General features: G+C 60.3%; 24 protein-coding genes. 6 read left to right on the top strand and 18 right to left on the bottom strand.

All coding sequences use genetic code 11. From position 1 onward, the window contains the following. Window positions 1-68: 68 nt before the first annotated feature. The 10 genes from RMV17_RS27785 to RMV17_RS27740 all read right to left on the bottom strand — a co-directional run bounded on the left by RMV17_RS27785 (window position 69) and on the right by RMV17_RS27740 (window position 7,191). Entirely contained in the window at window positions 69-392 is a 324-nt protein-coding gene (locus RMV17_RS27785; RefSeq protein ID WP_034153666.1) for a DUF3392 domain-containing protein, read from the bottom strand. Between the two features lie 22 nt (window positions 393-414). Continuing rightward, window positions 415-1,620 carry a radical SAM family heme chaperone HemW gene (gene hemW, locus RMV17_RS27780; protein ID WP_034153665.1) on the bottom strand — a complete coding sequence of 402 codons (1,206 nt, stop codon included), beginning with the start codon at window positions 1,618-1,620 and terminating at the stop codon, window positions 415-417. Beyond that, window positions 1,617-2,213 (bottom strand): RdgB/HAM1 family non-canonical purine NTP pyrophosphatase, encoded by a 597-nt coding sequence (gene rdgB / locus RMV17_RS27775; RefSeq protein WP_007913634.1) that lies wholly within the window; start codon window positions 2,211-2,213, stop codon window positions 1,617-1,619. The genes hemW and rdgB overlap by 4 nt, the downstream gene beginning before the upstream one ends. Beyond that, window positions 2,210-2,644 (bottom strand): DUF4426 domain-containing protein, encoded by a 435-nt coding sequence (locus RMV17_RS27770; RefSeq protein ID WP_311884027.1) that lies wholly within the window; start codon window positions 2,642-2,644, stop codon window positions 2,210-2,212. Before RMV17_RS27770 ends, rdgB begins: the two co-directional genes overlap by 4 nt. Before the next feature lie 26 nt (window positions 2,645-2,670). Then, window positions 2,671-3,291, bottom strand: a complete 621-nt coding sequence (gene metW, locus RMV17_RS27765) for a methionine biosynthesis protein MetW (protein ID WP_034153662.1) — start codon at window positions 3,289-3,291, stop codon at window positions 2,671-2,673. Window positions 3,292-3,298: 7 nt separating this feature from the next. Further along, entirely contained in the window at window positions 3,299-4,438 is a 1,140-nt protein-coding gene (locus RMV17_RS27760; protein ID WP_007913641.1) for a homoserine O-acetyltransferase, read from the bottom strand. Window positions 4,439-4,768: 330 nt separating this feature from the next. Then, window positions 4,769-5,065, bottom strand: coding sequence for a DUF167 domain-containing protein (locus tag RMV17_RS27755; protein WP_150793219.1), 297 nt, complete (start codon window positions 5,063-5,065; stop codon window positions 4,769-4,771). After that, window positions 5,062-5,652, bottom strand: a complete 591-nt coding sequence (locus RMV17_RS27750) for a YggT family protein (protein ID WP_034153659.1) — start codon at window positions 5,650-5,652, stop codon at window positions 5,062-5,064. Before RMV17_RS27750 ends, RMV17_RS27755 begins: the two co-directional genes overlap by 4 nt. A gap of 10 nt (window positions 5,653-5,662) precedes the next feature. Then, window positions 5,663-6,481 (bottom strand): pyrroline-5-carboxylate reductase, encoded by an 819-nt coding sequence (gene proC, locus RMV17_RS27745; protein ID WP_034153658.1) that lies wholly within the window; start codon window positions 6,479-6,481, stop codon window positions 5,663-5,665. Window positions 6,482-6,504: 23 nt separating this feature from the next. Continuing rightward, complete coding sequence (locus tag RMV17_RS27740; protein WP_311884022.1) at window positions 6,505-7,191, bottom strand: YggS family pyridoxal phosphate-dependent enzyme; 687 nt, start codon at window positions 7,189-7,191, stop codon at window positions 6,505-6,507. 193 nt (window positions 7,192-7,384) lie between these two features. Here RMV17_RS27740 and RMV17_RS27735 point away from each other — a divergent pair, with 193 nt between their 5' ends. Next, on the top strand, window positions 7,385-8,419 hold the full coding sequence (locus RMV17_RS27735; protein ID WP_311884019.1) for a type IV pilus twitching motility protein PilT: 1,035 nt from the start codon (window positions 7,385-7,387) through the stop codon (window positions 8,417-8,419). 125 nt (window positions 8,420-8,544) lie between these two features. Here RMV17_RS27735 and RMV17_RS27730 read toward each other — a convergent pair whose 3' ends face one another. Then, window positions 8,545-9,162 (bottom strand): C40 family peptidase, encoded by a 618-nt coding sequence (locus tag RMV17_RS27730; protein ID WP_016985978.1) that lies wholly within the window; start codon window positions 9,160-9,162, stop codon window positions 8,545-8,547. Between the two features lie 266 nt (window positions 9,163-9,428). Here RMV17_RS27730 and RMV17_RS27725 point away from each other — a divergent pair, with 266 nt between their 5' ends. Further along, complete coding sequence (locus RMV17_RS27725; protein WP_178087372.1) at window positions 9,429-9,842, top strand: TM2 domain-containing protein; 414 nt, start codon at window positions 9,429-9,431, stop codon at window positions 9,840-9,842. Window positions 9,843-9,944: 102 nt separating this feature from the next. Here the strand turns inward: RMV17_RS27725 and RMV17_RS27720 are convergent, their stop codons facing one another. The 7 genes from RMV17_RS27720 to gshB form a co-directional block, all read right to left on the bottom strand. Further along, window positions 9,945-11,216: a dihydroorotase gene (locus RMV17_RS27720; protein ID WP_311884017.1), complete on the bottom strand. Its 1,272-nt coding sequence runs from the start codon at window positions 11,214-11,216 to the stop codon at window positions 9,945-9,947. Continuing rightward, a complete protein-coding gene (locus tag RMV17_RS27715; protein WP_007913665.1) occupies window positions 11,213-12,217 on the bottom strand; it encodes an aspartate carbamoyltransferase catalytic subunit in 1,005 nt (334 codons plus the stop codon). Before RMV17_RS27715 ends, RMV17_RS27720 begins: the two co-directional genes overlap by 4 nt. 27 nt (window positions 12,218-12,244) lie before the next feature. Beyond that, window positions 12,245-12,751, bottom strand: coding sequence for a bifunctional pyr operon transcriptional regulator/uracil phosphoribosyltransferase PyrR (pyrR, locus tag RMV17_RS27710; protein WP_016985973.1), 507 nt, complete (start codon window positions 12,749-12,751; stop codon window positions 12,245-12,247). A gap of 80 nt (window positions 12,752-12,831) precedes the next feature. Then, on the bottom strand, window positions 12,832-13,269 hold the full coding sequence (gene ruvX / locus RMV17_RS27705; protein ID WP_064589634.1) for a Holliday junction resolvase RuvX: 438 nt from the start codon (window positions 13,267-13,269) through the stop codon (window positions 12,832-12,834). Next, the gene (locus RMV17_RS27700; protein WP_016985971.1) at window positions 13,269-13,841 is read right to left on the bottom strand and encodes a YqgE/AlgH family protein; all 573 of its coding nucleotides are present in this window, start codon (window positions 13,839-13,841) and stop codon (window positions 13,269-13,271) included. The genes ruvX and RMV17_RS27700 overlap by 1 nt, the downstream gene beginning before the upstream one ends. A 159-nt stretch (window positions 13,842-14,000) precedes the next feature. Beyond that, the gene (locus RMV17_RS27695) at window positions 14,001-14,900 is read right to left on the bottom strand and encodes an energy transducer TonB (protein WP_038358807.1); all 900 of its coding nucleotides are present in this window, start codon (window positions 14,898-14,900) and stop codon (window positions 14,001-14,003) included. Between the two features lie 107 nt (window positions 14,901-15,007). Next, entirely contained in the window at window positions 15,008-15,979 is a 972-nt protein-coding gene (gene gshB, locus RMV17_RS27690; protein ID WP_311884013.1) for a glutathione synthase, read from the bottom strand. A 225-nt stretch (window positions 15,980-16,204) separates the two neighbouring features. Here gshB and pilG point away from each other — a divergent pair, with 225 nt between their 5' ends. The 4 genes from pilG (at window position 16,205) to RMV17_RS27670 (ending at window position 19,788) form a co-directional block, all read left to right on the top strand. Then, entirely contained in the window at window positions 16,205-16,609 is a 405-nt protein-coding gene (pilG, locus tag RMV17_RS27685; protein WP_007913673.1) for a twitching motility response regulator PilG, read from the top strand. A gap of 60 nt (window positions 16,610-16,669) precedes the next feature. Beyond that, window positions 16,670-17,035: a twitching motility response regulator PilH gene (pilH, locus tag RMV17_RS27680; protein ID WP_026000666.1), complete on the top strand. Its 366-nt coding sequence runs from the start codon at window positions 16,670-16,672 to the stop codon at window positions 17,033-17,035. A 10-nt stretch (window positions 17,036-17,045) separates the two neighbouring features. Then, entirely contained in the window at window positions 17,046-17,585 is a 540-nt protein-coding gene (locus RMV17_RS27675) for a chemotaxis protein CheW (RefSeq protein WP_311884008.1), read from the top strand. Between the two features lie 154 nt (window positions 17,586-17,739). Then, window positions 17,740-19,788, top strand: a complete 2,049-nt coding sequence (locus RMV17_RS27670; protein ID WP_034153650.1) for a methyl-accepting chemotaxis protein — start codon at window positions 17,740-17,742, stop codon at window positions 19,786-19,788.

Here is a 19,788-nt window from a genome sequence, read left to right as displayed (position 1 = left end):
GATGTTGACTGACACACCGTATTCGCGAGCAAGCTCGCTCCCACAGTTGTTTTGGGGTGTTTGCGGAATCAGCGGCGGTCGGCGACTACGCCGATGAGGACGAGGACTACCAACAACACCGGCGCCAGGCTGTAGTTGTTGAACTGGCTCAAACCCTTGATCACCCACGGCGTGGCGTAAATCAGCGCGGCGCCGCTGCCGATCACGCACAGCAGCGACATCAGCGGTATGCGCAGGGCGCCGGCGATGCTGCCCAGGCGTTGCTCGACCCAGCCTTTGAAGTCGGCGCCGAACAGCACCAGCAGGCAGCCCACCAGGGCCAGAGCGATTTCCGAGAGGTTGCTGCGGCTCCAGCGGGAGACGGTGGCGAGCAGGTCGAGTATCAAATCCATGCGTTTTCCCTTAGCACTGAAATCAGTTCAGAAATTGTTGCAGCAAGTCGTTGAGAAACAGCTGTCCGCGCTCGGTGGCCGCCAGACGTGACGGTTCGACCTGCAACAGACCGCTTTGTTCTGCCGCTGCCCGGCCTTCGGCGAGGCTTTCCAGCGACAGCCCGGTGCGCTCCGGATACAGGCGCGATTCGACGCCAGAGGTGAGGCGCAAAGCGTTCATCAGAAACTCGAACGGCATCTCGTCATTGGTCAGCGCTTTCTCGCCGGCCTGAAAGCTTTTTGCCGGGTTGAGATAGTCCTTTGGTAGTCGGGTCTTCCAGGTGCGAACGATGCGCCCGTCCGGATGACTCAACTTGCCGTGGGCACCCGCGCCGATGCCGATGAAGTCGCCAAAACTCCAGTAATTGAGGTTATGCCGCGCCGGACGCCCGGCCTGTGCATACGCCGAGACTTCGTATTGCGCGTACCCGTGCTCGGCCAACAGCGCCTGCCCGGCTTCTTGAATGTCCCACAGCGTGTCGTCTTCCGGCAGCACCGGCGGCTGGTTCCAGAACACGGTGTTCGGTTCCAGTGTCAGCTGATACCAGGAGATGTGCGTCGGATTCAATGCGATGGCCTGGCGCAGATCGCTCAAGGCATCGTCCAGCGACTGGTCGGGCAAACCGTGCATCAAGTCGAGGTTGAAGTTATCGAACCCGGCCTGACGCGCCATGCCCGCCGCACGCACCGCTTCGTCGCCATTGTGAATCCGGCCAAGCGCCTTGAGCTTTTCCTGCTGAAAGCTCTGGATACCGATCGACAGCCGATTGATCCCCAACTTGCGATAGGCGACGAACTTCTCTTGCTCGAACGTTCCGGGGTTCGCTTCCAGAGTGATTTCGATGTCGTCGGCAAACGGAATGCGCTGCTCGACGCCTTCGAGCAAACGCCCAAGCGCTTTGGCGCTGAACAGGCTCGGCGTACCGCCACCAAAGAAGATCGAGCTGATTTCACGCCCATAAACAGCGTGAAGATCCTGATCGAGATCGGCCAGCAAGGCGTCGACGTATTCCTGCTCCGGCAACACCGGGCTGGCGGTGTGCGAGTTGAAGTCGCAATACGGGCATTTGCGCACACACCACGGGATGTGGATGTACAGCGCCAGGGGCGGCAGCGTCGGCAACGGCGCCCGAGGCGAAGAGGCGGCGCCGCCGACAATCAGCGACGACGCGGAAGAGTCACGGGTCATTTCAAGCCCAGACGCTGGCGCAGCAGATCCATTGCACGGGCGCGGTGGCTGATCTGGTTCTTGTCCGCCGGGCTCAACTCGGCGCTGGAGACGTCACGCTCCGGCACCCAGAACAGCGGGTCATAACCGAAACCGTGCTCGCCACTGGCAGCGGTGAGGATACGCCCATGCCACAAGCCTTCGCAGAGGATCGGCAACGGATCGTCAGCGTGACGCACCAGCGCCAATACGCAAACGAACTGCGCACCGCGCTCGGCTTGCGGCACATCTTTCAGGGCGTCGAGCAGTTTGGCGTTGTTCGCCGCATCGCCCTTGCCGTCGGCATAACGCGCCGAATAGATGCCCGGCGCACCGCCAAGGAAATCCACCGCCAGACCGGAATCGTCGGCCAGCGCCGGCAGCCCGGAAATCCGTGCGGCATTGCGCGCCTTGAGGATCGCGTTCTCGACGAACGACAGGCCGGTTTCTTCCGGCTCGACCTTGCTCCACTCGCCAATCGAACGCAGTTGCACCGATTCGCCGAGCATGGCCTGGAGTTCTTTGAGTTTGCCGGCGTTATGGCTGGCCAGTACGAGCTGCTTGATGTTCATCATTCGCCGGGAAAGAGTTCTTGGTTGAAATTGATGGTGTTGACCTTGTCGCCGTTCTGCACCTTGATTTCAAAGGTGCGGGTTTCCTGCTGTTCCACCGGGTACTGGGCGATGTAGTAAATCGCACCCTGTTCGGTGATCTGGCGGAAATTCAGCGGCACGCTCTGGCTGGTCAGGTCTTTGACCGTGCCGGTGACGCTGGCGATCAACGGTTTGCCGTCCTTGATCACCGAAACATTGATCACGCCCTGATTCTTGCTGCGGATCAGCTCGGCAGCCTTGGCGATGTCCGGTTGCAGGTACGTCGAGTTGAAAGTGTTGTAGTGCACCGTCACGTCGCCAAAGGTTTCCTGACGCTCACCCTTGATGACGTCGGCCGCCAGAGCGCTGGCGCTCAGGCAGGCAGTCAATAACAACAACGCTAAACGACCCATGATCGTGCTCCTCGAAATGACGGGATTCAGACCGCGACTTTGTGGTCTGCAAGCTGCGGGCTGCTGACGCGGTAGATACCGATCTCACCTAACAGATTAGGCCATAGCTTACTGGCCCACCCGTGACGGTGCTGTTGATCCACGGCAAGCCGATCAATGACCTTTGCATCACGTTCGCGGCAAAGTTCTTCAAAGTCTTCGAAGGTGCAGAAGTGAATGTTCGGCGTGTTGTACCAGGTGTACGGCAGAAACTCGGAGACCGGCATGCGGCCCTTGCTCGCCAGGTACCAGCGGCAGCGCCAGTGACCGAAATTCGGGAAGGTGATGATGCACTGACGGCCGACGCGAAGCATTTCGTCGAGGATCTTGTCCGGGTAGTGCACGGCTTGCAGGGCCTGGGTCATGACGACGATGTCGAAACTGTTGCTGGCGAAGTTGCCCAGCCCTTTGTCCAGGTCCTGCTCGATGACGTTGATGCCCTTGGCCACGCACTCGGCGATGTTCTCGGCGTCGTTTTCCAGGCCATAACCGGTGACGTTCTTGTTGTCGCGCAGCCAGGTCAGCAATTCGCCGTCACCGCAACCGAGGTCGAGGACGCGGCTGCCGGCGGGGATCCATTCCTGGATGATTTCCAGATCAGCTCTCATGGCTTTCTCACAGCGTGATGCGGTTCATGTAATTGCCGAACGCCTGCAAGTAGCGCGGGATCGGAATCAGGAAGGCGTCGTGGCCCTGCGGTGCGTCGATTTCCAGATAGCTGACGTCTTTGCGCGCCGCCATCAGCGCATCCACCAGTTCCCGCGAACGGGCCGGGGAGAAACGCCAGTCGGTGGTGAACGACATCACGCAAAACTTGGCCGTGGCGTTTTCAAAGGTTTTCGCCAGGTTATCGTCGAAGTTCGCCGCCGGATCGAAGTAATCCAATGCCTTGGTCATCAACAGATAGGTGTTGGCGTCGAAGCGTCCGGAAAACTCTTCGCCCTGATAACGCAGGTAGCTTTCGACCTGGAACTCGACACTGTGGAAGTCGTAGTTGAGCTTTTCGCTCTTCAGGCCACGGCCGAATTTCTCGCCCATCGAATCGTCGGACAGGTAGGTGATGTGCCCGACCATCCGCGCCAGCATCAGCCCGCGCTTTGGAATCACGCCGGCTTCCTGGAACGAACCGCCGTGGAATTCCGGGTCGGTGAGAATCGCCTGACGCGCCACCTCGTTGAAGGCGATGTTCTGCGCCGACAGCTTCGGTGCCGAGGCGATCGCCAGGCAGTGACGCACGCGATCCGGATAGGTGATGGTCCATTGCAGTGCCTGCATGCCACCCAGGCTGCCGCCGATCACCGCCGCCCACTGGCCGATGCCGAGCAGATCAGCGAGACGCGCCTGGCTGTGTACCCAGTCTTCCACGGTGAGCACCGGGAAGTCGGCACCGAACGGTTTGCCGGTCTCCGGATTGATGCTGCTCGGGCCGGTGGAGCCATTGCAGCCGCCGAGATTGTTCAGGCTGACCACGAAGAATTTGTTGGTGTCGATCGGTTTGCCCGGGCCGATGCAGCTGTCCCACCAACCGGGTTTGCGGTCGTCGACGCTGTGATAACCGGCAGCATGATGATGGCCGGACAAGGCGTGGCAAATCAGTACGGCGTTGCTCGCCTGCGCGTTCAGCGTGCCGTAGGTTTCGTAGATCAGGTCATAGGCGGCCAGCGAACGGCCACAGGCCAGGGCCAGCGGTTCGCTGAAGTGCGCGGTTTGCGGCGTCACCAGACCAACAGAATCGGGGGGAAAGGCAGTTGGCATCGACCCTGCTCTCGTTGAAATGAGGCGTAAGTCTAAAGACCGGGGGGGTTAGCGGCAAGCAGCCCTCACCCTAGCCCTCTCCCAGAGGTAGAGGGGACCGACCGAGGTGTTCTTTTGAGCTACGCCGACCTGATCTATCGAGTTGAATTCAGGTCTTGAAAATTACCCAAATCAGGTTCCTCTCTCGGTGGGAGAGGGGGCTGATTGGGGAGGATGTTCGAGATACATCGACCTGAGCTATCGAGTCGAACTCAAGTTTTGAAAATACCATAGATCGGCTCCCTCTCCAGGGGGAGAGGGCTGGGGTGAGGGGCACAGAAGCCGCAAAACTCAAGACAAGCGCCCAACCAACCCAGGCAAATCCGGCAACTTCTTCGGCGAGCAGATCCTCACCCGCTTCTGCCGGTTCAACTCACCACTGAGCAAACTGACCTGGCTCTTGGAAACCCCAAACGCCTTGGCCAGAAAGCCCATCAGATAAGCATTGGCCTTGCCCTCGACCGGCGGCGCGGTCAGGCGAATCTTCAAACGATCGCCGTGCAGCCCGGCGAAGTCATCGCTGCGGGCTGCTGGTTGCAGGTGACACTCGAGGATCAAGTCGTCACCGTCCCATCGAAACCAGCTCACATCAGCAGACGGAGGATTTCCGGCATCATCGTCATTGCCGCCAGATTGTTGATCACCAGCATGTCGATCAGTTTCAGCGCGAGGAAGGCGAAGATCGGCGACAGGTCCAGGCCGCCGAGATTCGGCAGAAAGCGGCGGAACGGTGCCAGCGCCGGCTCGCAGATCTGGTTGACCAGTTCAGCCCCCGGATTGTGGCTGCCCGGCGCAACCCACGACAGAATCACGCTGATGATCAGGGCAAAGAAGAAGATCTTCAGGAACAGCGCGGTCACGCCGATCAGCGACCAGATAAACAGTTGCAGCGGGTTGCCGGTGGTGCCGTAAGTCAGCAGCAGGGTCAGCGCCATCAGCGCCAGTTGCACCAGAATCGCCAGCACCAGCGACGACATGTCCAGACCAAACATGCTCGGGATGATCCGGCGCAGTGGCTTGAGCAGCGGCTGTGTAGCCTTGACCACGAACTGGCACAGCGGGTTGTAGAAGTTCGCCCTTACCAGTTGCAGTACGAAGCGCAGCAGCACGATCAGCAGGTACAGGCTGCCGAGGGTTTGCAGCACGTAAACCGCTGCGGTGTTCAATCCAATCATGTAAGGCTCCTTATTTGCCCAGTTGTTCGGCCATTTCGGCCGAGCGGTGCGCGGCGGCGCCGAGTGCGGTTTCGACCAGGGCTTCAAAGCCATTGGCCTGGAATGATTTGATTGCAGCTTCCGTGGTGCCGTTTGGCGAGGTCACGCGGCGGCGCAGTTCGGCGGCGTCAACGTCGCTGGAAACCGCCATGTGCGCGGCGCCCAGTGCGGTCTGCAGGGTCAGTTGTTCTGCGATGTCTTTCGGCAGGCCGAGTTTGACGCCGGCGGCGGTCATGGCTTCGATCAACAGGAAGAAGTACGCCGGGCCGGAGCCGGACACAGCGGTCACGGCATCCAGTTGCTGTTCTTCGTTCAGCCATAGGGCGATGCCGACGGCGGACAGCAGCTCTTCGGCTTGCTGACGCTGTTCGGCGGTCACTTCGCTGGTCGCGTAAAGGCCGCTGACGCCCTGACGCAGCAGCGCCGGGGTGTTTGGCATGCAGCGCACGATCGGCTGTTCGCCAAGCCACGCGGTCATGCTCGCGCAGGTGATGCCGGCGGCAATGGAGACCACCAGTTGATTCGGCTTCAGGCTCGGGCGAATCGTCTCGCACACGGTTTTCATGGCCTGCGGCTTGACCGCCAGCACGATCACATCGACGCCGTCGATGGCCATGGCGTTGTCGGCGAAAGTTTCGATGCCGTGTTCGGCGCTGACCTTGGCGCGGGTTTCTTCGCCCGGATCACTGGCGCGGATCTGCGCCGCTTCCAGCCCCTTGGCGCGCAGGCCGCCAATCAGACTGGCCGCCATGTTGCCCGCACCGATAAACGCAATACGTGTGTTGCTCATGTGTGGTCCTTATCTGGAATGGTTCAAGACTGGGAATAATCTCTGGCACCAAACAGGGCGGTACCAATCCGCACCCAAGTGGCGCCTTGGGCGATGGCCGACTCGAGGTCGTGGCTCATGCCCATGGACAATGTGTCGAGCGGCAGATCGAGGCTCGCCTGCAGCTTCTGCACGGCAGCGAAGGCCGCATCTTGCTCGGCGCGATCGTCGGTCGGCTCGGGAATTGCCATCAAGCCGCGCAGTTTCAAACGCGGCAAAGTGCTGATCGCAGCGGCCAATGCCGGCAGATCGTCAGGCGTGCAGCCGGATTTACTCGCCTCACCGCTGACGTTGACCTGAATGCAGATGTTCAGCGGCGGTAGCTCGGCCGGGCGCTGTTCGGACAAGCGTTGAGCGATTTTCAGGCGATCCACGGAATGCACCCAGTCGAAATGCTCGGCGATGGCGCGAGTCTTGTTCGATTGAATGGGGCCGATGAAGTGCCAGATCAAGGGCAGGTCAGCCAGTTCGAGCTGTTTGCCCAAGGCTTCCTGCAGGTAGTTCTCGCCAAAGTCACGCAGGCCGGCGGCATACGCTTCGCGCAGCGCCTGGGCGGGTTTGGTCTTGCTCACGGCGAGCAACTGGACGCTGTTTTCGTCGCGGTTCGCAGCTTTGGCCGCTGCCTGGATGCGCGAACCAACCTGAAGGATGCTGTCTGCTATCGTGGACATCAAATCCTGCCTGAAAAGTGCCTGCACTCGATCATGCAGCGTTAAAAGTCACCTCAGAATGCTCATTGACTGACGTCAACTCCGCTTCTTCGCTGACTTTTGCCTTGCCTGATCATCGCTCGGCGACTTTTCAGGCAGGATTGGCGCCGGCGGTCTGAAGGTTCGCGGCATTCTACTGGAATTGAGGAGCGCTATGGATATCACTGAACTGCTGGCCTTCAGCGCCAAACAGGGAGCTTCCGACCTGCACCTGTCGGCCGGTCTGCCGCCGATGATCCGTGTCGACGGCGATGTGCGGCGGATCAATCTGCCGGCGCTGGATCACAAGCAAGTGCACGAATTGATCTACGACATCATGAACGACACCCAGCGGGTCGACTTCGAGAAACATCTGGAAACCGACTTTTCCTTTGAAGTGCCGGGTGTCGCGCGGTTCCGGGTTAACGCCTTTAACCAGAACCGTGGCGCCGGCGCCGTATTCCGTACCATCCCGTCGAAAGTGCTGAGCATGGAAGACCTGGCCATGGGCGACGTCTTCCGCAAGATCACCGATGCCCCGCGCGGGTTGGTGTTGGTCACCGGGCCAACTGGTTCCGGCAAGTCGACCACGCTGGCGGCGATGATCGATTACCTCAACGCCCATCGCCATCACCACATCCTGACCATTGAAGATCCGATCGAATTTGTCCACGAATCGCGCAAATGCCTGATCAATCAGCGTGAAGTCCACCGTGATACCCGCAGTTTCGCCACTGCGTTGCGTTCAGCGTTGCGCGAAGACCCGGATGTGATTCTGGTTGGCGAGATGCGTGACCTGGAAACCATTCGCCTGGCGCTGACCGCTGCCGAGACCGGGCACTTGGTGTTCGGCACCTTGCACACCACGTCGGCGGCGAAAACCATCGACCGCGTGGTCGACGTGTTCCCCGGTGACGAGAAGTCGATGGTGCGTTCGATGCTGTCGGAGTCGTTGCTGGCGGTGGTCTCGCAGACGCTGATCAAGAAGATCGGCGGCGGGCGGGTGGCGGCGCACGAGATCATGCTGGGCACGTCGGCGATCCGTAACCTGATCCGTGAGGACAAGGTGGCGCAGATGTATTCGGCGATTCAGACCGGCGGGTCGTTGGGGATGCAGACACTGGACATGTGCCTGAAGGATCTGCTGACAAAGGGTTTGATCAGTCGCGAACATGCGCGGGAAAAGGCGCGCACGCCGGATAATTTCTGAGGGAGTGATCGTTCCCACGCTCTGCGTGGGAATGCAGCCCCGGACGCTCTGCGTCCTTGCCGAGGCGGACGCGGAGCGTCCATTGAGGCGTTCCCACGCGGAGCGTGGGAACGATCGATATGGTGTTAGCGCTGAACCACGCGCATCTGGCTCTGTTCTTTCGGCAACACACGCTTGGCCACTACGTAATGCTGCTGCCAGTACGGCTTGTTCAGCGTATCGATGCTCACCGCTTTGCCACGACGAGGCGCGTGGATGAAGCGGTCGTTGCCCAGATAGATGGCCACGTGGTTGACCCGACGGCTCTTGATGTTGAAGAAAATCAGGTCGCCCGGCTTGAGATCCTTGCGTTCGACTTTCTCGCCGTGGCCGCTGGCCATGGCGTTCGAGGTGCGTGGCAGGTCGAACGTAGCGTCGTTGAACGCGTATTTCACCAGACCGCTGCAATCGAAGCCTTTACTTGGGCTGCTGCCGCCCCAACGATAAGGTGTACCGAGGACGTTGACCGCACGGCTCAGCACATTGCTGCTTTCCTTGCTCGCCATCGGTGGCACCAGCTTGCTGTGGCTCTTGCTGCTCAGCGTGGTGGTTTTGCTTTTGCTGCTTTTGCTCGAGGGAGCCGAAGCATGGGATTTAGGGGTAAAGCCGTTAACGTTAGGAAGACGTTGCTCACGATTGGTGGCGTGGGCGGCCAGTGGCATTAATAGGCAGATGGTTAGCCATGTCTTGAAAAATGGTCGCATTAGGCGTGGCTCTTCAGTGATAGCGCGCAACTTTATAACAGAGTTTTTTTTCATTCCGAGTCCGTTGGTCGATTCACTTGGCAGCCAACGGAACCAAATAAGCGGCAAATGGACGCAATTGTCGGACAGAAGTCAGGTGCTATAAGGCTTTGACGGTGGCAACGGTAACATTTGCCGTACGTCGGCAACCTGTAAAAAAGTCACAAAGAATTCAAGAATATTTATCTATCGTGTGAATCGAGGTCTTCATGAACCGCTATCAACAAATTGTTCAGCCGCAAGATACACACAGCAAAATCATCGGTTATCTGCTGTGGATTTTCGGTTTCACCGGCGCTCACCGCTTCTACTACGGCAAGCCGGTGACCGGGACGATCTGGTTTTTTACCTTCGGTTTGCTCGGCATTGGCTGGCTGATCGACCTGTTCCTGATCCCGGCGATGGACCGGGAAGCGGATCTGCGCTTTACCGCAGGGCCGATCGAGTACAACGTGGCGTGGATTCTGCTGACGTTCCTTGGAGCACTGGGTGTGCACCGGATGTATCAGGGCAAGTGGATCAGTGGACTGATCTATCTGCTGACAGGCGGGTTGTTCTTTCTGGGGGTGCTGTATGACTTCTGGACGCTGAATGATCAGGTGTCGGTGCGTAACGCTGAAGGCAGAGGCGCCTTCCAGTAGGCCATCGCTGGCAAGCCAGCTCCCACAGGTTTTTGCGCTAACCCAAAGATAGCGCAAGACCTTGTGGGAGCTGGCTTGCCAGCGATTGGGGGCAACCCGGTATCAAGCCTGGTGGGTGATCCGCCCATCCACCAGCGTGTAGCGAACCACACCCGGCAATGTGTGCCCAATGAACGGGCAGTTCTCACCCTTCGACAGCCAATTCTCACCGGCCACCGTCGAAGCCTGCGGATCGAACAGCACGATATCCGCCGCACCACCCACCGCCAGTTTGCCGGCCGGCAGACGCAGCGCTTCAGCCGGGCCTGCGCTCAAACGCGCCAGCAGCGTCGGCAGATCGAGCAAGCCATCCTCAACCAGCGTCATCGCCAGCGGCAGCAGCAACTCAACACTGCTGATACCCGGCTCGGTCGCGCCGAACGGTGCCAGTTTGGCGTCACGTTCGTGCGGTTGGTGATGGCTGGAGATCGCCGACACAACCCCGGACTTCACCGCTGCACGCAGGCCATCGCGGTCCGCACGAGTGCGCAGCGGCGGTTGCACGTGATACAGGCTGCTGAAATCGATCAGCGCTTCGTCGGTCAGAATCAGCTGATACAACGCCACATCCGCCGTCACCTTCAGGCCACGGGCCTGCGCCTGAGCAATCAACGCCACGCCGCGAGCGCTGGTCAACTGGCTGAAGTGCGCACGCACGCCGGTCTGCTCAACCAGTAGCAGGTCGCGGGCCAATGCCACGGTTTCAGCCGTTTCCGGAATGCCCGGCAGACCGAGGAAGCTGGCAACTGCGCCTTCATGGGCCAGACCACCCTCGGCCAGATCATGATCCTGCGAGTTGAAAATCACCGTCAGATCAAACGTCGCCGCATATTCCAGCGCCCGGCACAGAGTGCGGGTGTTGCGGAAGCTCTCCAGGCCGTTGCCGAACGCCACACAACCAGCGTCGCGCAACGCCACCAGTTCAGCCAGTTGCTCGCCGTCCAGGCCCTTGCTCAGCGCGCCAATCGGGAAGACTTTGGTGTTGCCGGCTTCGCGTGCGCGGTCGAGGATCAGTTCGGCCACGGCGGAGGTGTCGAGCACCGGTTTGGTCTTCGGTGGGCAGCACAGGCTGGTCACGCCGCCGGCCGCCGCTGCGCGGGTTTCGCTGATGATCGAACCTTTGCGGCTGTAGCCCGGCTCACGCAGGGCCACGTTCAGATCGACGAGGCCCGGAGCGGCGACGAGGCCTTGGGCATCGATGGTTTCCACTGCCGTGAAACCCGCTGGGGCGGCGCCGAGGGCGACGATCTTGCAGGCTTCAACGTGAATGTCGGTGATTTGATCCAGGCCGCTGCTTGGATCGATGACGCGTGCGCCGAGAATGCTGAGCTTCACTGGGCGTTCTCCTGCTCGAATTGACGCTGCGCGGTTTGCCCGCTCATGGCCATGGACAGCACAGCCATACGAATGGCGATGCCGTAGGTGACCTGATTGAGGATCACCGAGTGCGGGCCGTCGGCCACTGCGGACTCTATTTCCACGCCACGGTTGATCGGCCCCGGGTGCATGACGATGCAATCGGGTTTGGCCCCGGCCAGGCGTGCGGTAGTCAGACCGAACAGGCGGTAGAACTCGCCTTCGCTCGGCAGCAGGCCGCCGGTCATGCGTTCACGCTGCAGGCGCAGCATGATCACCACGTCGACGTCCTTGAGGCCTTCGGTCATGTCGGTGTAGACCTTCACGCCGTATTGCTCGATGCCGATCGGCAACAGGGTTTTCGGCGCGATCACACGGATGTCCGGGCAACCGAGGGTTTTCAGTGCGAGCATGTTCGAGCGCGCCACCCGCGAGTGCAGGATGTCGCCGACGATGGCCACCGAGAGGTTTTCGAAACCGCCCTTGTGCCGACGGATGGTGAGCATGTCGAGCATGCCCTGCGTCGGGTGGGCATGACGGCCGTCGCCGCCGTTGATGATCGCCACTTGCGGGCAAACATGTTCGGCGATGAAGTGCGCAGCACCGGAGTCACCGTGGCGCACGACGAACATGTCGGCGGCCATGGCTTCGAGGTTGCGCAGGGTGTCGAGCAGCGTTTCACCCTTGCTCGCCGACGAGGTCGACACGTTCAGGGTGATCACGTCCGCCGACAGCCGCTGGGCCGCCAGTTCGAAGGTGGTGCGGGTGCGCGTGGAGTTTTCGAAGAACACGTTGCACACGGTCTTGCCGCGCAGCAACGGGACTTTCTTCACCGCCCGGGCACCGACTTCGAGGAACGAGTCGGCAGTGTCGAGGATTTCCGTCAGCAACTCGCGGCGCAGGCCGTCGAGCGAGAGGAAGTGGCGCAGCTGGCCCTGATCATTGAGCTGCAGCGGGCGCTTGGTATCTAGAGGCGTCATCGCGAAGGGGACTCTCAATAGGGCGGATTAAAGGTTGAAGTCTTGCAGTTCGAGCGTCAGTGGCTCGGGGCCGGACAGCTTCACCCGTTCGTGAGCGGCCAGCGACAGCGTCGCGCCGACTACGTTGGGGCGGATCGGCAGTTCGCCGGCATCCAGGTCCAGCAGGCAGACCAGGGTCACGCTGGCCGGGCGGCCGTAGTCGAACAATTCGTTCATGGCGGCGCGGATGGTGCGGCCGCTCATCAGTACGTCGTCGATCAGCACCAGATGCTGGCCTTCGATCTCGAAGGGCAGGGCAGACGGGCGCACTTGCGGGTGCAGGCCGTTCTGGCTGAAGTCGTCACGGTAGAAGGACACGTCCAGCGTGCCCAGTGGCGCGTCGCTGCCCAGTTCTTTGAGCAAGGCCTGCGCGACCCAGATGCCGCCGGTGCGAATGCCGATGTAACGCGGTTCACTGATTTCACGCTGGGCAAGGTGCGCCTTGAGGCGGGTTGCCATCTGGCTGATCAGATCGGCGGGATTTGGCAGGCTCATGGTTGCTCCTTGTTGGGGGCGAGTCGGGTCCTTGGACACGACTCGGTTTTTCACTCAAAAGAAAAGCGCCGAAGCGCTTGTCAGGATTCAAACAATGCAGTGTTTTCATCGAGCCAGCCCTGCAACAGCAGAGCGGCGGCGATGGCGTCCACCGGGTTGTCGCGGTAACTGCCTTTCTGACCGCCACGGGCAAGGCGCTCGCCTTTGGCTTCAAACGTGGTCAGGCGTTCGTCGTGGGTATAGAAGGGCAGATTGAAGCGGCCGTTGAGGCGGCGGGCAAACTTTTCCGCGCGTACGCACATGTCGCTCGGGGTGCCGTCCATGTTCAGCGGCAGTCCGACAACAACGGCATCGGGTTTCCATTCTTTTATAAGGGCTTCGACCTGGTTCCAGTCGGGAACGCCGTTCTGTGCCTTCAAGGTGCACAGCTCACGGGCCTGGCCGGTAATCACCTGGCCGACCGCGACGCCGATCTGTTTGGTGCCGTAGTCGAAGCCGAGAATCAGGCGCAGGGCCATCAGGCGTGACCTGCCTGGCTGGTCAGCAGGCTGAGGTTGATCCCCAAGTGCCGGGCCGCCGCTTCCAGACGCAATTCGCTGCTGGTGTTGAACAGGATGTCGGCGTCGTACGGGCAGTTCAGCCAGGCGTTGTCGGCAAGTTCCGCTTCCAGCTGCCCGGCTTCCCAACCGGCGTAACCGAGGGCAATCAGGCTTTTCGCCGGGCCGACGCCGTCCGCGATGGCGAACAGCACGTCCTGCGAGGTCGACAGGGCCAGATCACCGTCCAGTTGCGCGGTGGCCTGGAAGGTCTTGCCTGCCGGGTGCAGCACGAAACCGCGATCGGTCTGCACCGGGCCGCCGATAAAGATCGGTACGTGCTGGCACAGTGCTGGCGGGTCGATGTCCGGGCGCAGTTGCTCAAGAATGTCGGCCAGATTCAGCTCTTGCGGCCGGTTGACCACAATCCCCATAGCGCCATTGGCCGTGTGCTCGACGATGTAGGTCAAGGTGTGGGCAAAGTTCGGGTCGGCCATGTGTGGCATGGCGATCAGGAATTGATGCTTGAGGTAGCTGGGGCTGACGTTTTTCATGTGCGCTAGTGTGGCGTCGAAGGGGCAAACTGACAAGCTGAGGATCAGAGAACCACGTAGATCAAATGTGGGAGCGAGCCTGCTCGCGAATGCGGTGGATCAGTCACATCAATGTTGGATGACACACCGCATTCGCGAGCAGGGAGATTTGCAGTGTCTTTAATTGCTGGAGAGCTTGTCGCCCCGGGCAAATTTCCAGGTACGAATGATTTCCAGACGGTCGATGTCCGACAAGTCGCCGGTAAACGGCGCAAACGGTGCCGCCAGTCGAACAATGCGCTGCGCCGCCTGATCCAGCAGCGGTTGGCCGGACGATTCCAGCACCAGCACTTCATACAGCGAGCCGTCGCGGTTGATCGAAACCATCAGGCGCAGATTGCCGTAGATCTGCTTGCGCCGTGCTTCCTCGGGGTAATTGAGGTTACCGATGCGCTCAACCTTCTTGCGCCAGTCGTCCTTGTACCAGGCACCCTTGTCACGCATGGTCGACGCCGCGCTCAAGCGGTGAATGCGCGGGCGCTTAGCGTACAGCTGTTGTTCCTTGGCCAGTTCGGCTTCGAGGCTGGCGATGTCGCTGGACAGCTGCGAGCTGTCGAATTCCGGCGCATCGACCGTCGGTTTGACCTCGGTTTTGCTTTCTTCTTTCTTGGTCGGCGCCTTTTTCGGCTTTGGCGCAACGGTGGTCACCGCAGCCTTGGGCGCAGCCTCCTGCACTTCCGGTTTGGCGGCCGGGGGCGGGGTAACTTTTTTGACCTGATTGTCCTGGAATGGCGCCACTTCAGTGGTTTTGGGGATCGCCTTCTTGTCCAGCGTGCCGCTGCCTTCCTGATGCTCTTGGGCGAGAAAGTCAGCCTTCTCTGGCTTCTTTTCGCTCTTGAAGGTGGCGAGGGTGATTTCCAGTGTTTTGCTGATTTGCTTGGGCTCGACCATCGTGAAGCCGACGCCGAGCAGCAGCGCCAAATGGATCAACGCCGCGAGAAACAGGGTAAAACCGAGGCGATCGGCCGGGCGCACGCCACGGTGGGCGAGTTCTGCGGGCAGATCGGACGGGAGGGTCATGACAAGAAAACCAACATCGCGTTTTTCAGAGGCTGCGCATGATAACGCAATGTTGGTTTCACGCCTTGGGCTTCACGCTTCAAGCGACAGACTGCATGTGACGTGCATCAAGCTTGTGGTAATTTGCCGGCGGCTTGCAGCTTCTTGGCGATGGCATCCATCAGCAGGCCGCCAATGTCAGTGCCGAAGGCGTTGTCGATTTCACGGATGCAGGTCGGGCTGGTGACGTTGATTTCGGTCAGGCTTTCGCCGATCACATCGAGGCCAACGAACAGCAGGCCTTTCTCACGCAGGGTCGGGCCGACCTGAGCAGCGATCCAGCGATCCTTGTCGGTCAGCGGACGCGCTTCACCACGACCACCGGCGGCGAGGTTGCCACGGGTCTCGCCCTGTGCCGGAATCCGCGCCAGGCAGTAATCCACCGGCTCGCCGTCGATCATCAGGATGCGTTTGTCGCCGTCCTTGATCGCCGGCAGGTAAGCCTGGCCCATGATCTGCTGGCCACCGAGGGCGGTCAGGGTTTCGAGAATCACCGACAGGTTCGGGTCGCCCGCGCGGTGACGAAAGATCGACGTGCCGCCCATGCCGTCCAGCGGCTTGAGGATCACGTCGCCGTGTTTGGCGGCGAATTCACGCAGTACGTCGGCGCGGCGGCTGACGATGGTTGGCGGCGTGCACTGCGGGAACAGCGTGGCGAACAGCTTTTCGTTGCAGTCGCGTAGGCTTTGCGGCTTGTTCACCACCAGCACGCCAGCGGTTTCAGCCTGTTCGAGCAGGTAGGTGGAGTAAACGAACTCCATGTCGAACGGCGGATCCTTGCGCATCAGGATCACGTCCAGATCGCTCAGCAGGTTGTCCTGCTCGGCGTCCAGTTCGAACCATTTTTCCGGGTTGGCGAAGACTTTCAACGGCTTCATGCGCGCCCGGGCCTGACCTTCACCCTGATACAAGTCGCGCTGTTCCATATAGAACAGTTCCCAGCCACGCTTCTGCGCGGCCAGCAGCATGGCCAGCGAGCTATCCTTTTTATAGGAGATGCTGGCGATAGGGTCCATGACAATCCCGACGCGAACGCTCATTGGGTTTTCCTCGAAAATTGGCTACCGGATCGGTATTGAAAAAGTGCCGCCAGAGTGGCGCCGGGCGGGTTTTCGGTCAAGGAAAAACCCGTCGATAGATTGCATCTGGAGACTGTGCTAAAAAGGCTGCCAAGCGGTGCTGGCCCTTGAACATCAAGGGTTTCCAGCCATTACTCATCGCAAAACGGACAATTTGATTCGCAAAGGCGACGGTAGAGCCCTCTTATGGAACAGCAGTCCAGCGCCTTGAAGGTCATGGTCATCGACGACTCGAAAACGATTCGTCGCACCGCCGAAACCTTGTTGAAGAATGTCGGGTGCGAAGTGATCACGGCGATCGACGGTTTCGACGCCCTGGCGAAGATCGCCGACAACCATCCCGGGATCATTTTTGTCGACATCATGATGCCGCGTCTGGATGGTTATCAGACCTGCGCTTTAATCAAGAACAACAGTGCATTCAAGGCCACGCCGGTGATCATGCTGTCATCCCGTGACGGGCTGTTCGACAAGGCCAAGGGACGGATTGTCGGTTCTGATCAATTTTTGACCAAGCCTTTCAGCAAGGAAGAACTGCTCAACGCGATTCAGGCCCATGTTCCGGGCTTCGCCGCCGTTTTGCCGCAGTAAGACACGTACAGAGACACGCGGCCAGCGGGCCGCGCGTCGACAAGAAAAATGGGGAAAACCATGGCACGTATCCTGATCGTCGATGATTCGCCGACTGAAATGTACAAACTCACCGGCATGCTCGAAAAGCACGGCCATGAAGTCTTGAAGGCCGAAAACGGCGCCGACGGCGTGGCCCTGGCCCGTCAGGAAAAACCCGACGCCGTGCTGATGGACATCGTCATGCCCGGCCTCAATGGTTTTCAGGCAACCCGTCAGCTGACCAAAGACCCGGAAACCGGACATATCCCGGTGATCATCATCACCACCAAGGATCAGGAAACCGACAAGGTCTGGGGCACCCGTCAGGGCGCCAAGGATTACCTGACCAAACCGGTCGACGAAGACACCCTGATCAAGACCCTGAACAACGTGCTCAAAGGCTGATCGCGCGACCATGAGCGAATCGCTGACCGCGTTCGAACTGCTCTGGCAAATCGACCAGCGCTGCCGCTTGCTGGCGGCGGACCTGCCGTCGCAACCGGCGCGCCAGGATCGCTGGAGCGGCATCGGCTTTCGCCTCGGCGAGCATTGGTATGTGGCGCCGATGGGCGAAGTCAGCGAAGTGCTGCACGAACCGCGTTTCACTCAGTTGCCCGGGGTCAAGCCGTGGGTCAAAGGCGTGGCTAACCTGCGCGGGCGGCTGTTGCCGATCATGGATTTGTGCGGATTTTTCGGCCATGAACTGTCGCCGTTGCGTAAACAGCGGCGGGTATTGGTGGTCGAGCATGGCGATGTGTTCGCCGGGTTGATGGTCGATGAGGTGATTGGTCTGCAGCATTTCGAGCAGGACAGCTTCGAACCGATCTCGATCAGTAAGCGCCAGGGCTCCAAGGCCGAGTTCGTCAAAGGCTATTTTCGGCGCGAGCATAACTGGCGGGTGTTCAGCCTGTTTGCCTTGGCGAAATCCCCGGTGTTCATGAGCGTCGCGGTATAACAGATTCAACACCGTCCCCTGTGGCAGCGAGCTTGCTCGCGAAGAGGGCGTGTCAGGCGAAACAAATATTGGCTGACCCAGCGCTTTCGCGAGCAAGCTCGCTCCCACAGGGATTGCAGCAGGCCTCAAAGGTGTGGGTTAAGGGCGAGGACCGATGACAAAAGCAAAAACAGGCAAGCCGGCGGAAGGCTCGCGCAGTCGCTCGCAGATCATCGTGCTGTTTATCGCACTGATCGTGTTCATCATGCTGCTGTTCGCCAACTTCGCTTACCTCAACACCCAGGCGAACTACGACAAACAGTACATCGGTCACGCCGGTGAACTGCGCGTGCTCTCGCAACGCATCGCCAAGAACGCCACCGAAGCCGCCGCCGGCAAGGCTGCCGCGTTCAAGTTGCTCAGCGATGCGCGCAACGATTTCGCCCAACGCTGGGGTTACCTGAAGAAGGGCGATCCCGCCACCGGCCTGCCTCCCGCCCCGGCCACCGTGCGCCCGGAAATGCGCGCCGTGCAACTGGATTGGGAACGCCTGCTGAAAAACACCGACGCGATTCTCTCCAGCGAACAGACCGTGCTGTCGCTGCATCAGGTCGCCGCGACTCTGGCCGAAACCGTGCCGCAGTTGCAGATCGAATACGAAAAAGTTGTCGAAATCCTCCTCCAGCGTGGTGCCCCGGCGGCGCAGGTGGCGATGGCCCAGCGTCAGTCTCTGCTAGCGGAACGCATCCTCGGCGCGGTCAATACCGTGCTCGCCGGCGACGAAAACTCCCAGCAGGCCGCCGATGCCTTTGGCCGCGACGCCACCCGTTTCGGCCAAGTGCTCAACGGCATGCTGCAAGGCAACCCGGCGCTGAAAATCAGCCAGGTCGAAGACCGCGACGCCCGTGCGCGTTTGAGCGAAATCTCCGAGCTGTTCCAGTTCGTCTCCGGCTCCGTTGATGAAATCCTCGAAACCTCGCCCGAGCTGTTCAAGGTCCGTGAATCAGCGAGCAATATCTTCAGCCTCTCGCAAACCCTGCTCGACGAAGCCTCGCACCTGGCCACTCGCTTCGAAAACCTTGCCGGCGGGCGCAATACCGACACCATCGGTGGCTACGTCCTCGGTTTGCTGGCGCTGGCCTCGATCATCCTTATCGGTCTGGTGATGGTCCGGGAAACCAACCGCCAGTTGCGTGAAACCGCCGAGAAGAACGAGCGCAATCAGAACGCGATCATGCGCCTGCTCGATGAAATCGAAGACCTCGCCGATGGTGACCTTACCGTGACCGCCTCGGTGACCGAAGACTTCACCGGCACCATCGCCGACTCGATCAACTATTCCGTCGACCAGTTGCGCGATCTGGTTGCGACCATCAACCTCACCGCCGGCCAGGTCGCCGCTGCGGTGCAGGAAACCCAGGCCACCGCCATGCACCTGGCGCAGGCCTCGGAGCATCAGGCCCAGCAGATTTCCGAAGCCTCGACGGCGATCAGCGACATGGCCGAATCCATCGATCAGGTTTCAGCCAACGCCGCCGAGTCTTCAGCGGTAGCCGAGCGCTCCGTGGAGATCGCCAACAAGGGCAACGAGGTGGTGCACAACACCATCCACGGCATGGACAACATTCGCGAACAGATTCAGGACACCGCCAAACGCATCAAGCGTCTGGGCGAGTCGTCGCAGGAAATCGGCGACATCGTCAGCCTGATCGACGACATCGCCGACCAGACCAACATCCTCGCCCTCAACGCAGCGATTCAGGCGTCGATGGCCGGGGATGCCGGGCGCGGTTTTGCCGTGGTCGCCGATGAAGTGCAGCGGCTGGCCGAACGTTCGTCCGCTGCTACCCGGCAGATCGAAACCCTGGTGCGGGCGATTCAGACCGACACCAACGAAGCGGTCATTTCGATGGAGCAGACCACCACCGAAGTGGTGCGCGGCGCGCGACTGGCGCAGGATGCGGGTGTGGCCCTGGAAGAAATCGAAGGCGTGTCGAAGACCCTCGCGGCGTTGATTCAAAGCATCTCCAACGCGGCGCAGCAGCAGACGTCTTCGGCCGGGCAGATCTCGCTGACGATGAACGTGATCCAGCAGATCACTTCGCAGACCTCGTCCGGCTCCACGGCCACTGCGGAAAGCATCGGTAACCTGGCGAAAATGGCCAGTCAGTTGCGGCGTTCGGTGTCCGGCTTCACCTTGCCGGCGGCGACAGATAAAGCGTGA

Origin of the sequence: Pseudomonas sp. VD-NE ins (assembly GCF_031882575.1) — a bacterium.
GTDB lineage: Bacteria > Pseudomonadota > Gammaproteobacteria > Pseudomonadales > Pseudomonadaceae > Aquipseudomonas > Aquipseudomonas fluorescens_BZ.
The sequence above is the reverse complement of the archived record's forward strand: the minus strand, read 5'-3'. Positions and strand labels throughout refer to the sequence as shown.